The organism is Amycolatopsis sp. CA-161197 (assembly GCF_050942255.1).
Lineage (GTDB): Bacteria > Actinomycetota > Actinomycetes > Mycobacteriales > Pseudonocardiaceae > Amycolatopsis.
Genome location: NZ_CP192059.1, coordinates 738,491 through 752,614, shown reverse-complemented (window position 1 = coordinate 752,614; position 14,124 = coordinate 738,491). Strand labels below are relative to the sequence as shown.

The following is a 14,124-nucleotide window of genomic DNA, read 5'->3' as shown; positions in this document are numbered from 1 at the left end:
GTGGCGTGCGCGAGCTCGTCCAGCGGGTCGTCGGCGCCGGGGTGGTGATGCGGCTCGGTCGGCGGGAGATCATCACCGTTGCTCGCTAGGCTTGGCCTTCGGCGACGAGGGGAGATCCGACGTGAGCGAGCAGCCGGCGGCCGCGCCGAAGGCGCCCGAGGGCGTGGACACCGAGAAGCCCTCGGCGGCGCGGATCTACGACTGGTACCTCGGCGGCACGCAGAACTGGGCCGTCGACCGCGAGTTCGGCCGGCGCGTGGAGCAGCAGTGGCCGCTGGTGCGGCCAGGCGCGAAGCAGAACCGCGAGTTCATGAACCGCGCGGTGCGCGCCGCGCTCAAGGCCGGGATCCGGCAGTTCATCGACCTCGGCTCCGGGGTGCCGACGGCCGGCAACGTCCACGAGGTCATCGAGGCCGAGCTGGACGACGACGACCGCGCGACCGTGTTGTACGTGGACTACGAGCCCGTGGCCGTGGCCCACGCGACGTTGATCCTCGAGGAAGAGGCCGCCACCGACTGGGCGGGCATCCTGCAGGCCGACCTGCGCGACCCGAACGCCGTGCTGCGCTCGCCGATCACGCGGGAGTTCATCGACTTCTCCCGGCCGGTGTGCCTGCTGATGATGGCGGTGCTGCACTTCGTCGGCCCGGACGACGACCCCGAGGGCCTCGTCAAGGCCTACCGCGACGCGCTCGCGCCGGGCAGCTGGCTGTCGATCTCGCAGATGAGCGAGGGCGACGGCGACGGGCCTGCGCTCGAAGGCCTGCGCTGGTTCGTGGAGCAGTACCGCAAGACCAGCAACCCCGTCTGGATGCGTGACCGCGACGACATCGTGCCGTTCTTCGGCGGGTGGCCGTTGCTGGAGCCGGGCATCGTGCACCTGCCGGACTGGCGGCCGGAGCGTGAGCTGAACGCGGTGGAGGCCGAAGCCAGACCGTTCGCGTGGTGCGGGGTCGCGGAGAAGCCGTGACCGCGCCGGACGCGCCGGCCGGGGTGGACATCGAGAAGCCGTCGGCCGCGCGCGTCTACGACTGGTACCTCGGTGGTTCGCAGAACTGGGCCGTCGACCGCGAGTTCGGCCGGCGCGTGGAGAAGGTGTGGCCGCTGATCCGGCCCATCTCGCGGCAGAACCGGGCGTTCATGAACCGCGTGGTGCGCGCCGCGCTCGACGCCGGGATCCGGCAGTTCGTGGACCTCGGCTCGGGGGTGCCGACGGCGGGGAACGTCCACGAGATCGTGCGCGAGCGGCTGCCTGAGAACGAGCGCGCGTCCGTGGTGTACGTGGACTACGAGCCGGTGGCCGCCGCGCACTCACGCGTGATCCTCGAACGCGAGCACGCGGGCGACTGGGCCGGCCTCGTGCAGCGCGACATCCGCGACCCCGTGGCGCTGTTCGCCGACGAGACCACGCGGCGGCTCGTGGACTGGTCCGAGCCCGTGTGCCTGCTGATGATCACCGTGCTGCACTTCATCGGCCCGACGACGACCCCGACGGGCTCATGGCGACCTACCGCGCGAAGCTCGCCCCCGGCTCCTGGCTGGCCGTGACCCACGGCACCTGCCGCGACGACGCGCCACCCGAGCGCGCGGCCGAGGTGAAGGCCTTCATCGACGCCTACCGCGACACCTCCAACCCCGCCTACCTGCGCTCGGATGCCGAGATCCTGCCGTGGTTCGGCGGCTGGCCCCTGCTGGAGCCGGGCCTGTCCGCGCTGCCGGACTGGCGCCCCGACCAGCCGGTGTCAGCGCTGGAGGCGGAGACCCGGCCGTTCGCCTGGTGCGGGGTCGCGGAGAAGCCGCGACGGGGCCCACGTGCCTCTGACCTGCGAAAACAGCTGATCGCTGCCAGCGAACACTCCCCGGGAAACAAACCTGCCCCACGGATAGTTGAGCAAGGCAGACTCAACTAATCGAGGAGTGCACATGTCAGATCCCCGCCTCCTGCCCGTTCTCCCGCTCGATGACGACGTCGTGCTGCCGGGCATGGTGGTCCCGCTCGACCTCACCGACGCCGAGACCCGGGGCGCAGTGGAGTCCGCTCAGGCCAAGACGCCCGCGACGGCGTCGTTCCCCGGCATCCGCTCCGGCGCGGCCACCAAGGCCGAAGTGCTGATCGTCCCCCGCATCCACGGCGAGTACGCCGAGATCGGCACGGTCGCCACCGTCGAGCGCATCGGCCGGGTTCCCGGCGGCAAGGCCGCCGTTCTGCTGCGCGGCACCGGCCGCGCCGTGGTGGGCCGCATCGCGGACGGTCCCGGCGCCGCGCGCTGGGTCCACGCCGACGAGGCCACCGAGTTCACCGACGACCGTTCGGCGCAGCTCGCGTCCGAGTACAAGGCCGTGGTCATCTCGCTGCTCCAGCAGCGCGGTGGTTGGCAGATGATCGACGCCGTCCAGCAGGTCGAGGAGCCGTCCGCGGTGGCCGACCTGTCGGGCAACGCGCCGTACCTGGCCACGGAGCAGAAGATCGAGCTGCTCACCACGCTCGACGTGAGCAAGCGGCTCGAGAAGGCCATGGAGTGGAGCAAGGAGTACCTCGCCGAGCTCGAGGTGACCGACACCATCCGCAAGGACGTCCAGGAGGGCATGGACAAGCAGCAGAAGGAATTCCTGCTGCGCCGCCAGCTCGAGGCGATCCGCAAGGAGCTCGGTGAGCTCGACGGCAGTGACAAGGACGACGACTACCGCGCCCGCGTCGAGGCCTCCGACCTGCCCGACAACGTGAAGAAGGCCGCGCTGGCCGAGGTCGACAAGCTGGAGCGCACCTCCGAGCAGTCGCCCGAGGGCGGCTGGATCCGCACCTGGCTCGACACTGTCCTCGAACTGCCGTGGAACGAGCGCACCGAGGACGTGTACGACATCGCCGCCGCGCGCGCCGTGCTCGACGCGGACCACGCGGGCCTCGACGACGTCAAGGAACGCATCATCGAGTACTTGGCCGTGCGCAAGCGTCGCGCGGAGTCGGGGCTCGGCCCGGTCGGTGGACGCCGTTCGGGTGCCGTGCTCGCCCTCGCGGGCCCTCCCGGTGTCGGCAAGACGTCGCTGGGTGAGTCCGTGGCGAAGGCCATGGGACGCAAGTTCGTGCGCGTCGCCCTCGGTGGCATCCGGGACGAGGCGGAGATCCGCGGGCACCGTCGTACGTACGTCGGCGCGCTGCCGGGCCGCATCGTGCGGGCCATCAAGGAGGCCGGCTCGATGAACCCGGTCGTGCTGCTCGACGAGATCGACAAGGTCGGCGCCGACTACCGCGGCGACCCGACGGCCGCCCTGCTTGAGGTGCTGGACCCGGAGCAGAACCACACGTTCCGCGACCACTACCTCGAGGTGGAGCTCGACCTGTCCGACGTCGTGTTCCTCGCGACCGCCAACGCGCTGGAGACCATCCCCGGCCCGCTGCTCGACCGCATGGAGCTCGTCACCCTCGACGGCTACACCGAGCACGAGAAGGTGACGATCGCCCGTGACCACCTGCTCCCGCGCGAGCTGGAGCGCGCCGGCCTCGCGACCGGCGACGTGGTGATCACCGACGCGGCGTTCAGCCGGATCGCCGCCGAGTACACCCGCGAGGCGGGCGTGCGCGACGCGAACCGGACGATCGCCAAGCTGCTGCGCAAGATCGCGACGAAGGTGGCTCTCGACGAGACCGCGCTGCCGGTGTCGCTGGACGCCGCGGACTTGGAGACCTACCTGGGCCGCCCGCGCCACGTGCCGGAGTCGTCCCTGCCGACCTCGACCCAGCGCACGTCCATCCCGGGCGTCGCGACGGGCCTGGCCGTGACCGGCGCCGGTGGTGACGTCCTCTACATCGAGGCGTCGCTGGCCGACCCGGAAAGCGGCTCGACGGGCCTTCAGCTCACCGGTCAGCTCGGTGACGTGATGAAGGAGTCGGTGCAGATCGCGCTCTCGTACCTGCGCTCGCACGGCGCGGAGCTCGAACTGCCCGTCAGCGACCTGAAGGACCGCGGCATCCACGTCCACGTCCCCGCGGGCGCGGTGCCGAAGGACGGCCCCTCGGCCGGCGTCACCATGACGACGGCTCTGGCGTCGCTGCTGTCCGGCCGGGTCGTGCGCGCCGACGTGGCGATGACCGGCGAGGTCTCGCTGACCGGCCGCGTGCTGCCGATCGGCGGGGTGAAGCAGAAGCTGCTCGCCGCGCACCGCGCGGGGATGAAGACGGTGATCATCCCGCAGCGCAACGAGCCGGATCTCGACGATGTGCCTGCCGAGGTGCTGTCGCAGCTCGACGTGCACGCTGTGGCGAACGTCCGTGAGGTGCTGGAGCTGGCGTTGACGCCTGCTTCTTCGGAGGTTCCGCAGGCTGCGTGAGGCTTGCCGTGAACAGCCCCCGTTTCCCTTGGGAACGGGGGCTTTTCACTGTTCGAAGCCCTCCACGACGACCCTTTCCTGGTCGTCTCGGAAGTTCTCCGCGCGCCGCTCGATGTCGGCCAGCTGGGCGGCCGCCCGCGAACACGGGAACCCGAACCGCGCGAGCACCCGCTCCGACGCGAGCGTCAACGCCGCCCGCGACCGCTCGACGAACTCCGCGACCGGGTACGCCTCCCCCGCGGTGAAGTGCTCTTCGACCACAGTGGACGGTGAATAACACCGCTGCACCGAGGAATCCGGCCAGCGCACTCGGAACACGACCTCGGGCATGGGTCCCTCCTCGTTGTCGCGTCGAGTGGACACCACGCACGTTTCACCGGTGTTGCGCGAAGGCGGGTGTGTGATCAGGGCAACAACCATCGGGGAAGCCACTGCTCGGTGAACCGATGCCGACGGCTCCCGCTTCCCACACCTGGGCGGTGCTCGGGCCGTCGCCGCCGAAGAGTTCCACTTCGACGTAGGCGATGGGGCCGGCCAACGAGCAGCGGGCCAGGACCTCTTCGAAACCGCGCGGGAATTCGAGGAACGGCGCGAGCTCGGGGGCTTCGGGGTCCGCGACCGAGGCGGCGTAGTCCCTGGTGACCGGGACGAGCGAAAGGCCCTGTCCGAGCCGGACGATCACCGGGTCGCCCGGGAGCCCGCGGAGGACCTCGGCCGTGGCGATGACGGCCTCGAGGACGTAGGCCATCAGAAGTCGAGCTTGCGCCACTCGAAGTGGGTCCGCCAGGTGTCGTCGTGGGTGGCGAAGGCGAGGAAGGCCGTGGTGACGTCGTCGAGTGACGGGACGTCGGTGCGGTAGTGGCGGTCCGGGGAGCCGTCGCGGTGTTCGAGGGCGTAGTGGCCTTCGGGGGCGCCCGCGTTTCGGCCCTGCCCGACCTGGACGTAGGCGTCGCCGCGTTCGAGGACGGCGTGCCAGTTGGTGCGGGACAGGCGGTGCAGGGCGGTGCGGATGGTGGTTTCGTCGGGGTTTTCGGCGCGGAAACCGTTGGCCGACGTGAAGGTGAGCACGCCCGGGTTGTGCACTTCGCCGCTCTGCGGGTCGTACGCGACGAGGCCGTGGCGTTGCGCCAGGGCGAGGACGAAGCGGGCGACCTCGGCGTGCGGCGACGTGATCGGCATGACGACGGCGTCTTCGGTCACGTCCAAGCCGGCGGCCCACGGCGAGTTCTCAAAGTCGTCGACCAGCTCCGGGTAGCGCGCCGTGAGCTCACGGTAGAACGCGGCGACCTGCGGGTGCTTCACGTCGCCGGGTTCGGCGTCGGCGAGTTGGTGGTAACGCGCCTTCGCCTCGGCGGCGGTGACCTCCGCGGGCGCGAACCAGACGGCAAGGTCGAAACTCATCGGCAATCCTTCCCCAGTTTTTGTCGAGACTACGTCGCCTCGACGCGGCCGAGCATGGAGCCAAGTTTGGTGAGGGCGTAGTAGATGTCGATGTCGATCACGACCTGGCGGTGGCGCTCCAGGGTTTCCGGCAGGCGGGCGAGCAGGGTGGGCGCGGTGGCGGGGTCGAGGAGGAGCTCGTCGAGCCGCGCCTGGCCGCCGAGGGCGTCGATGAGGGCTTGGACGTCCCAGTCGTCCCAGGCCTCGTAGGTGGGGTCCTCGACGTCCACGTCGGACGGCACCGCCGCGCGGCACACGTAGATCATGAGGTGGTCGAACTCGTCGAGCGCGCCGGCGTGGGCGTCGTGCCAGCCCGGCGGCGGTGCGGGGAAGCTGCTGCGGAACGGGTGGAACCCGATGACCTCGCCCATGTCGGGAAGTCTGCCATCCCACCCGGGTGTGAATCCCCTGGTCGGGCCTTTGATCACCCGAAATTGTCGGACCTCGCCGTTAGCGTTGCGGAACACCGCTGGGGAGAGGACCACTGTGGAACTGACAACGCACCTGCCGCCTGCCGACCGCGAACGGGTCGAGGCGCGGCTGGCACGCAACCTGATGGCGTGGCTCACCACCGTGCGGCCGGACGGGCAGCCGGTCACCGTGCCCGTGTGGTTCCTCGCGCGCGACGACGGGACCTTCCTGCTCTACAGCCGCCCCGGCGTGGGGAAGCTGCGCAACATCGCCGCCAACCCGAAGGTCAGCCTGGTGCTGGACGTCACCGACATCGGCCGCAACGTCGTGCGGATCGAAGGCGCGGCCGCCGCCGCGGAGGCACCGCCGGCCGACCGGAACCCCGCGTACCTGGCCAAGTACACAGAACGCATCGCGGCACTGTTCGACACGCCTGAGCGGTTCGCCGAGCTGTTCTCCGTCGCGGTGGTGGTGACGCCGACGAAGCTGAGTACCTCGTGAAACAACAAACCCCCACGAGTCTTCGCGGGGGCTGGTGTGGCAGGTGAGGGATTCGAACCCCCGAAGGCTGAGCCGTCTGATTTACAGTCAGATCCCTTTGGCCGCTTGGGTAACCTGCCATGGCCGGGTGAACCGGCCGGAGAGAAGGATACCCAACGGCCCGACGCGCGGATCAACCGGGGACCCCACCGGGTGACAGGGGCTAGGCTGGTGGCCCCTGACGAGCGAGTACGAGGTGTGAGGACACGTGGCGGATCCCTCTTTCGACGTGGTGAGCAAGGTCGACCGCCAGGAGGTCGACAACGCGCTGAACCAGGCGAGCAAGGAGCTGGGCACCCGGTTCGACTTCCGGGGCACGGGCACGAGCATCAACTGGTCCGGCGAAGAAGCGCTCACCATCGAGTCGGAGACCGAGGAGCGGGCGCTCGCCGCCGTGGAGGTCTTCAAGGAGAAGCTGATCAAGCGCAACATCTCGCTGAAGGCGTTCGAAGCCGGCGAGCCCGCGCTGTCCGGCAAGATCTACAAGATCGGCGGCAAGATCCTGCAGGGCATCGCGTCGGACAAGGCGAAGCAGATCGCCAAGTTCATCCGCGACGAAGGCCCGAAGGGCGTCCAGGCCCAGATCCAGGGCGACCAGCTGCGGGTGTCGGGCAAGAAGAAGGACCAGCTGCAGGACGTGATCGCGTTGCTGAAGGGCAAGGACTTCGAGATCGCGTTGCAGTTCACGAACTACCGCTGAGCCGATCTCACGAACTCCGTCGGAGTCCGGCCGTAGCGGGACTTGAACGCGCGGATCAGGTGGCTGCTGTCCGAGAACTGCCAGCGGGCCGCGACTTCCGAGACGGTGGCGCGGCCCGTGGCCAGGTCCGCGCGGGCGTGGTCCAGGCGGCGGCGCCGGACGTAGGCCGTGACGGATTCGTCGCAGGTGGCGAAGGCGCGGTGGAGGGTGCGGACCGAGACGTTCAAGTGGCGGGCCGGCACGGCCGGCGAGAGGTCCGCGTCCGGGAGCAGGCGGTCGGCGAGGTCGCGGGCGGCCTGGGCCAAGGCGGGGGCCAGCAGAGGGTCCGCGCAGTCAGCGTGGCCGAGGAGTACGCCCTTCGCCAGTTCCACCAGGGACGCGCGGGCGGCGGTGAGGCCGGCCGGGGTCAGCGTGTCGACGGTGGCTTCGACGGCGCGGGTCTGGGCCAGGAGGAGGCGGACCTCGGCGGAGGTCGCCGCGCCGATCACGTGCCGGTCGGCCAGGTGGGGGCGCAGCTGGTCGACGGGCAGCCGCAGAACCAGCGCGGTGGTGCGCGGCTCGACCTCGAATGTCCACGAGGGATCGTTGAGGCGGACGATGAACTGTCCACCGAGAACGGTCGTGGTGGTGCGGCGCGGGCCGGTGAAGCGTCACTCGCCGTGGAGCACGACGCGGTTGTGGGGGTGGTTGAACTCGCCGCCGGCGACGGATTCGCTGTAGAGGCGCTCGACGACGGCGTCGTCCACTTTGGCGTGGCGGATGCGCACGCGGTAGTCGCCGGCGCCGACGGGTTGGGCGGGCGGCGGGGGAATCACGCGGCCGACCTGGAAGTCCCAGCCGCGGCGCAGCACCTCGGGCCAGTCGCGCGCGTGCGCGGGCACCGTCACGTCCACGGAGTACTTCCGCCGGGCTTGCACACCCACTCCACGAGCGACTTGGCACGCAGGTTCAACGAACGTGGCGGCGAAGTCCAATCAGGCGGACCCGCGCGATTTCTAGCGTGACCTCAGCACCGCCGGAAGCACCGGCGCTCGCCGAGGGAGGACCCCCCCATGCCCACCGACTCGCTCGTGACCACCGACTCGGCGGCCGACGCCGACGTGCTGCTGCACCTGCTCACCGGCGCCTGGGTCGCCCAGATCCGGCGCACCACGGCCACGCTGAACATCGCCGACCACCTCGCGCACGGTCCCGCCACCGCCGCCGAAGTCGCCGAGCGGGTGGGCAGCGACCCGCGCACGACGTACCGGCTGATGCGCGCCGTGGCGTCGCTCGGGGCTGACGCCGCTGGGCGCGCTGCTGCGCTCCGACGTGCGCGGTCGATGCGGTCGCTCGTGATGATCCAGAACGAGCACGCGCACTGGCAGGCATGGGAGCGGCTGCCCGACGCCGTGCGCACCGGACGCAACCAGATGCGCGAGACGCACGGCACGGACCTGTTCGGCTACTTCGGCCGTCCCGAGAACGCAGAAGAAGCGGCGCTGTTCGCGCGCGCCATGGGAGATCTGTCCGGTTTGGTCACCCAGGGCGCCGTCGCCGCGGTCGACACCACGGGCGTGACCACGGTCGTCGACGCCGGCGGCGCGGACGGTGACTTCGTGCTCGGGCTGATGGCCTCGAACCCCCAGCTGCGCGGTCAGGTCCTCGAACTGCCGCACGCCGTTCCGGGCGCCCGCGCGGAGGCTTCGCGGCGTGGCCTGGCCGACCGCTTCGAGGCCGTCGAGGGTGACTTCATCGTCGAGGTCCCGCCCGCGGACCTGTACCTGCTGAAGGTGATCCTCCACGACTGGTCCGACAAGAGCTGCCTCACGATCCTGCGCAACTGCCGAACCGCCGCGACCGACGGCGGTCGGCTGCTCGTCGTGGAAATGGTGATCGGCGAGCTCGGCAAACCCGACTTCGCCACGCGCGTCGACATGGACATGCTCACCGCCACCGAGGGGTTGGAACGCGACCTCGACGAGTACGACGCGTTGTTCGCGGCGTCGGGGTGGCGGCGGGTGAAGACGTATCCGGTGGGTGGTGGGTACTCGGTTCTGGAGCTGGTGGCGGCCGAGTGATCAGCCGGCGGTGGAGCCGGTCCAGCGCAGGGTTTCGAGGCCGGGATGGGCTTCGACGGCGGTGATGAGCTCGCGTGAGCCGCTGATCCGCGTCGCCATGAGGTCCCAGTTCGTGGAGACGAACCAGGAACGGTCGGCGGGCCAGACGTTGCTGGGGCTCGAGCCCGCCTCGGGCAGGCCGAGGAGCAGGGCTGCGAAATCGGGCCACGGACCAGCGCAGACAGTGAGCGTCGCGGCGTCATCGCCAGCGGGGATGACGCCGTAGGAGAGGTAGCCGTAGGAGGCCAGGCACTGGTCCGGCGCCGAGCCGCTGTGGTCGGTGAGCACCTCGGCCAGCGCGTGCACGTCGGATTCGGTCAGCGACCCCTCGGCGGGCGGCCGGATCGACGCCGGCCACCTGCGGAAGGGGAACCAGTCGAGGTCCGGCGGGTAAGTCATCCCCTCCCCCAGCCGGCGGCCGAGGCGCTCGGTCAGTGACCGCCACGTGAGCCGGGTCCAGCCCTCGCCCGGGGTTTCGGTGAAGCCGAACGGGATGCCGGTGCTGTACGCGGCGACGTCGAGACCGGGCAACACGGAGGGCTCGACGATCACCTCGCGCCGAAAGCCGTTGGCAGAGACGTCAGGTGCGGGCTGCTCGTACATCGCGTGCAGGATCCAGACGGAGTCCGGCCAGCCGTCGGGGTGGTAACCGAGGGCCGCCTCCCTGTCGCCGCGTGCGGAAAGCCACGCCATCGCCTCGGCGGCTTCCTCCTGCGGCACCTCCCTCACGACGCCGTGACCGTCCACGAGCCGTCATACGCCTCCACTTCCAGGAAGGTCGGGGCTTGGACCGGGAAGTCGACGGTTGCCGCGCCGATTTCGTTGACCGGGAGGTCCATGGTGCCGCCGCCCTGGACCCAGACGGCGGAGTGGCCCTTGGCGGACGTCTGGAAGGTCGCGTGGGTGACGCCGGCGGGGATGGCCAGCACGGCGTCGCCCTTGCCGGCGTGGGGCTTGCCCGCCGTGACGGTCGGGAGGGTGCGGTGGTCGGTGATGGTGGCGGTCCACGAGGAGTTCGCGGTGATCGTGAGGACGCGGGAGGGGTCGCGGCCTTCGATGGCGTTGAACCAGACCGTGCCGTGGTACGCGCCGATGGCGTTGATGAGTGAGAACTCGTCGCCGTCGGTGTGGACGAAGATGTTGGAGTCGCAGCGGGGGCAGTCGAAGGTGAGGTAGCCGGGGACGTCGGCGGGCCACGACAGCTGGACCGTGGCGTTGCCCTTGCCGGTGTGGGTTTCCGTCGGGGCTTCCAGGCGGCGCGGTGGCGGCGCGACCGAAGTCGACGGAGACGAAGGCACGTCGAGACCCGGCGACCCCAGGAGCACCCCGCGCCCCGACGGCTGGACGCTGCACGAGGCCGTGACCAGGCCCGCGAGCAGCAGCACCGCAACACGCCCGCGGACGCGCGTCATCAGACATTCCCCCTCGTGAGCCACCGCGTGGCTCTCACGTGATCTTTCGTCACCCTTTGACGATCCGTTACCTCCACCTGACACCCGATCGGGCGGGTCAAACCCCTCGACCGGGTGGAGTCCTAGCGCTGACCTGCGGAAGCGCCGGAACGAGCGTCTGAAGCCGGCCGGTTGCGTGGTGTAATCGCGCGGCCCGCCCGCGAGAGAGGTTCGTCGATGCGCCGTTGGACACCCGTGATCGCCTTCCTCACGTCACTGGTGGTGGTGGCCGCCGGGCTCACGCCCGCGTCGGCCGTAGTGGACAAGAAGCAACTGGTGGATGGGTACGGCTCGTACGCGCGGCTGATCCGGCTGCAGTACTCACCGTTCGGCAAGGGCCACATCCTCGCGTCGCTCACGAGCGAGGACGCCGGCGGCAAGTTCACGCCCATCATGGAGAGCACCGACGAGGGCGCGAGCTTCCACAAGATCGGCGAGATCCGCGACCCCGACGGCAAGCTCGGCGAATGCTGCGGCACCCTCTACGAGCTGCCCCAACGCGTCGGCCGGCTGCGCGCGGGCACCGTGCTGTGGGCCGCGAGCTACCGGCAGGACGCCGGAGCCCAGCGGCGCATCGGCATCAAGGTCTGGGCCAGCTCCGACGGCGGGAAGCGCTGGACGTACCTGTCCGAGGCCGCGATCTCGCACAACCACGACGGCATCTGGGAGCCCGAGTTCACCGTCGACGCCGGCGGCACGCTCTGGCTGCACTACGCCGACGAGACCCAGGCCCCGAAGTACGCGCAGGTGCTCAACCGCGTCGCGTCCACCGACGGGATCCACTGGGGCACCAAGCAGCTCACGCTGGCCATCCCGCCCGACCGCGTCCGCCCGGGCATGCCGATCATCCGGCGCCTGCCCGACGGCCGGTACTGGTTCAGCTACGAGATCTGCAACTACGGCGACCGCTACTGCGACCCGTACTACAAGATCTCCGCGGACGGCGCGAACTGGGGCGATCCGGCCGATCCGGGCACGCGCGTGAACACCGCCAGCGGCAACTACTTCCAGCACGCGCAGACCGTCACGCTGTTCCCCGGCGGCCCGAACGGCGTGCGGCTGGTCATGGTCGGGCAGATCTACACCAACGCCAAGGGCACGCCCGTCACCGGCAACGGCCAGACCCTGCTCGCCAACGACAACCTCGGCGCCGGCAACTGGTACCCGCTGCCCGCCCCCATCCTCATCACCGGCATCTACAACAACTTCTGCCCCAACTACTCGTCCACGCTGCTGCCGGTGGACGGCGGCAAGAACGTGCTGGAAATCGCCACCGAGTACAACCTCGGCTGCAAGGCCTACTTCGGCAAAGGTCCGATGGGCTGACACACTCACTCGGAACGGTGAACGCCACGAGTGAGGAGACGGATGAAGGGCATCGTGCTGGCGGGCGGCAGCGGGACGCGGCTGCACCCGATCACGCAGGCCGTGTCGAAGCAGCTGCTGCCGGTCTACGACAAGCCGATGATCTACTACCCGATCTCGGTGCTCATGCTGGCGGGGATCCGCGAGATCCTGGTGATCTCCACGCCCGCCGACCTGCCGAACTTCCGGCGCCTGCTGGGTGACGGCAGCCAGTTCGGGCTGTCGTTCAGCTTCGCCGAGCAGCCCAGCCCCAACGGTCTGGCCGAGGCCTTCGTCATCGGCGCCGACTTCGTGGGCGACGACTCCGTGGCGCTGGTCCTGGGCGACAACATCTTCTACGGCCAGGGTTTCTCGCGCACCCTGCAGGACGCGTCGACCGACCTCGACGGCTGCGTGCTGTTCGGGTACCGCGTCAAGGACCCCGAGCGCTACGGCGTCGGCGAGATCGACGGGTCCGGCAAGCTCGTGTCGATCGAAGAGAAGCCGGCCAAGGCGCGGTCCAACAACGCGATCACCGGGCTGTACTTCTACGACAACGGGGTCGTCGACATCTCGCGCGCGCTCCAGCCGTCGCACCGCGGCGAGCTGGAGATCACGGACGTCAACCTCACCTACCTGCGCGAAGGCCGCGCCACCCTCATCGAGCTCAGCCGCGGCTTCGCCTGGCTCGACACGGGCACCCACGACTCGCTGCTGGAGGCCGGCCAGTTCGTGCAGGTGCTCGAACACCGCACGGGCGTGCGCATCGCCTGCCTGGAGGAGATCGCGGCCCGGATGGGCTTCATCAGCCCGGACGAGTGTTATGCGCTGGGGACGAAGCTCGCGAAGTCGGGGTATGGGGACTACGTGATGAGTGTCGCTCAGTCGTTGGGTGCGACGGGGGCGTAACTCAGAAGCCCCGAGCCATCGCTTCCAGGCGGCGGATGCGGTCCTCGATCGGCGGGTGCGTCGAGAACAGCTTCGACAGGCCGGCGCCCGGGCGGAACGGGTTGGCGATCATCAGGTGCGACTGCGAGACGACCGCCGGTTCGGGGGCCAGGGGCGCCGCGCGCGTGCCGCTTTCGAGCTTGCGCAGGGCCGAGGCCAGGGCGAGCGGGTCGCCCGTGAGCTCGGCGCCCGAGGCGTCCGCCTGGTACTCGCGGGAGCGGCTGACGGCGAGCTTGATCACCGACGCCGCGATGGGGCCCAGGAGCACAAGCAGCAGGGACACGAACGGGTTGCCGTCGCGGTTGTTGCCGCCGAAGAAGAACGCCAGGTTGGCGAGCACGCTGATCACGCTCGCGAGCGCGCCGGCGACGCAGGAGATCAAGATGTCCCGGTTGTAGACGTGCGACAGCTCGTGGCCGAGGACGGCGCGCAGCTCTCGCTCGTTGAGCAGGTCGAGGATGCCCGTCGTGCAGCACACAGCGGCGTGCTGCGGGCTGCGGCCGGTGGCGAACGCGTTGGGCGCGACCGTGGGGCTGAGGTACAGCGCGGGCATCGGCTGGCGCGCGGTGGTGGCCAGCTCGCGCACGATGCGGTACATCGCGGGCTGCTCGACCTCCGACACCGGCCGCGCGCGCATGGCGCGCAGGGCGAGCTTCTCGGAGTTGAAGTAGGCGTACGCGTTGACCCCGAGGGCCAGCACCAGGCCGATGATCAGGGCGCCGCGGCCGAAGAGGCTGCTGATCGCGATGATGATCGCCGACAGCAGACCGAGGAGCAAAGCCGTCTTCAGCCCGTTCTGGTGCTTGTGCACGCGGCTCGCCTCCGTCCGCTCTCAAGGGTGATTACTCATCGGAAACAACGCGAT

At 70.0% G+C, this 14,124-nt stretch carries 16 protein-coding genes, 1 tRNA gene and 1 pseudogene; 8 read left to right on the top strand and 10 right to left on the bottom strand.

The genetic code is table 11. From position 1 onward, the window contains the following. Positions 1-121: 121 nt before the first annotated feature. The 3 genes and pseudogenes from ACQPXB_RS03715 to lon all read left to right on the top strand — a co-directional run bounded on the left by ACQPXB_RS03715 (position 122) and on the right by lon (position 4,326). Complete coding sequence (locus tag ACQPXB_RS03715) at positions 122-970, top strand: SAM-dependent methyltransferase (protein ID WP_432849480.1); 849 nt, start codon at positions 122-124, stop codon at positions 968-970. Continuing rightward, a pseudogene (locus ACQPXB_RS03710) lies at positions 946-1,799 on the top strand (SAM-dependent methyltransferase); the annotation flags it as partial. The gene ACQPXB_RS03715 and the pseudogene ACQPXB_RS03710, both read left to right, overlap by 25 nt. Before the next feature lie 124 nt (positions 1,800-1,923). Further along, positions 1,924-4,326, top strand: coding sequence for an endopeptidase La (lon, locus tag ACQPXB_RS03705; protein ID WP_432849478.1), 2,403 nt, complete (start codon positions 1,924-1,926; stop codon positions 4,324-4,326). A gap of 45 nt (positions 4,327-4,371) precedes the next feature. Here lon and ACQPXB_RS03700 read toward each other — a convergent pair whose 3' ends face one another. The 4 genes from ACQPXB_RS03700 to ACQPXB_RS03685 are packed head-to-tail and all read right to left on the bottom strand — an operon-like array spanning position 4,372 to position 6,137. Further along, positions 4,372-4,656 carry an MSMEG_0570 family nitrogen starvation response protein gene (locus ACQPXB_RS03700; RefSeq protein WP_432849476.1) on the bottom strand — a complete coding sequence of 95 codons (285 nt, stop codon included), beginning with the start codon at positions 4,654-4,656 and terminating at the stop codon, positions 4,372-4,374. 43 nt (positions 4,657-4,699) lie between these two features. Continuing rightward, positions 4,700-5,074: a hypothetical protein gene (locus ACQPXB_RS03695; RefSeq protein ID WP_432849474.1), complete on the bottom strand. Its 375-nt coding sequence runs from the start codon at positions 5,072-5,074 to the stop codon at positions 4,700-4,702. Further along, positions 5,074-5,727, bottom strand: a complete 654-nt coding sequence (locus ACQPXB_RS03690) for a hypothetical protein (protein WP_432849472.1) — start codon at positions 5,725-5,727, stop codon at positions 5,074-5,076. The genes ACQPXB_RS03695 and ACQPXB_RS03690 overlap by 1 nt, the downstream gene beginning before the upstream one ends. A 29-nt stretch (positions 5,728-5,756) precedes the next feature. Then, positions 5,757-6,137 carry a hypothetical protein gene (locus ACQPXB_RS03685; protein WP_366575872.1) on the bottom strand — a complete coding sequence of 127 codons (381 nt, stop codon included), beginning with the start codon at positions 6,135-6,137 and terminating at the stop codon, positions 5,757-5,759. A gap of 115 nt (positions 6,138-6,252) precedes the next feature. Here ACQPXB_RS03685 and ACQPXB_RS03680 point away from each other — a divergent pair, with 115 nt between their 5' ends. Beyond that, positions 6,253-6,678 carry a TIGR03667 family PPOX class F420-dependent oxidoreductase gene (locus tag ACQPXB_RS03680; protein ID WP_432849469.1) on the top strand — a complete coding sequence of 142 codons (426 nt, stop codon included), beginning with the start codon at positions 6,253-6,255 and terminating at the stop codon, positions 6,676-6,678. Between the two features lie 37 nt (positions 6,679-6,715). Here the strand turns inward: ACQPXB_RS03680 and ACQPXB_RS03675 are convergent. Continuing rightward, positions 6,716-6,797: transfer RNA gene (locus tag ACQPXB_RS03675), tRNA-Tyr, on the bottom strand. Between the two features lie 128 nt (positions 6,798-6,925). Here ACQPXB_RS03675 and ACQPXB_RS03670 point away from each other — a divergent pair. Next, the gene (locus tag ACQPXB_RS03670; protein WP_364045133.1) at positions 6,926-7,417 is read left to right on the top strand and encodes a YajQ family cyclic di-GMP-binding protein; all 492 of its coding nucleotides are present in this window, start codon (positions 6,926-6,928) and stop codon (positions 7,415-7,417) included. Here the strand turns inward: ACQPXB_RS03670 and ACQPXB_RS03665 are convergent. Both ACQPXB_RS03665 and ACQPXB_RS03660 read right to left on the bottom strand, forming a co-directional pair. Further along, the gene (locus ACQPXB_RS03665) at positions 7,408-7,905 is read right to left on the bottom strand and encodes a helix-turn-helix transcriptional regulator (RefSeq protein ID WP_432849467.1); all 498 of its coding nucleotides are present in this window, start codon (positions 7,903-7,905) and stop codon (positions 7,408-7,410) included. The genes ACQPXB_RS03670 and ACQPXB_RS03665 overlap by 10 nt on opposite strands. Positions 7,906-8,067: 162 nt before the next feature. Further along, positions 8,068-8,334, bottom strand: coding sequence for a hypothetical protein (locus tag ACQPXB_RS03660; protein WP_432849465.1), 267 nt, complete (start codon positions 8,332-8,334; stop codon positions 8,068-8,070). Positions 8,335-8,469: 135 nt separating this feature from the next. On the opposite strand from ACQPXB_RS03660, the gene ACQPXB_RS03655 reads away from it, so the two are divergent. Then, positions 8,470-9,477 carry a methyltransferase gene (locus tag ACQPXB_RS03655; protein ID WP_432849463.1) on the top strand — a complete coding sequence of 336 codons (1,008 nt, stop codon included), beginning with the start codon at positions 8,470-8,472 and terminating at the stop codon, positions 9,475-9,477. Here the strand turns inward: ACQPXB_RS03655 and ACQPXB_RS03650 are convergent, their stop codons facing one another. Continuing rightward, positions 9,478-10,245 carry a hypothetical protein gene (locus tag ACQPXB_RS03650; RefSeq protein ID WP_432849461.1) on the bottom strand — a complete coding sequence of 256 codons (768 nt, stop codon included), beginning with the start codon at positions 10,243-10,245 and terminating at the stop codon, positions 9,478-9,480. It abuts the gene before it with no gap. Next, a complete protein-coding gene (locus tag ACQPXB_RS03645) occupies positions 10,242-10,928 on the bottom strand; it encodes a hypothetical protein (RefSeq protein ID WP_432849459.1) in 687 nt (228 codons plus the stop codon). Before ACQPXB_RS03645 ends, ACQPXB_RS03650 begins: the two co-directional genes overlap by 4 nt. Positions 10,929-11,144: 216 nt before the next feature. On the opposite strand from ACQPXB_RS03645, the gene ACQPXB_RS03640 reads away from it, so the two are divergent. Then, positions 11,145-12,293, top strand: a complete 1,149-nt coding sequence (locus ACQPXB_RS03640) for a sialidase family protein (protein WP_366575883.1) — start codon at positions 11,145-11,147, stop codon at positions 12,291-12,293. Between the two features lie 42 nt (positions 12,294-12,335). Beyond that, a complete protein-coding gene (rfbA, locus tag ACQPXB_RS03635) occupies positions 12,336-13,220 on the top strand; it encodes a glucose-1-phosphate thymidylyltransferase RfbA (RefSeq protein WP_366575885.1) in 885 nt (294 codons plus the stop codon). 1 nt (position 13,221) lies between these two features. Here rfbA and htpX read toward each other — a convergent pair whose 3' ends face one another. Further along, positions 13,222-14,070: a zinc metalloprotease HtpX gene (gene htpX, locus ACQPXB_RS03630; protein WP_432849456.1), complete on the bottom strand. Its 849-nt coding sequence runs from the start codon at positions 14,068-14,070 to the stop codon at positions 13,222-13,224. Between the last annotated feature and the right edge of the window lie 54 nt (positions 14,071-14,124).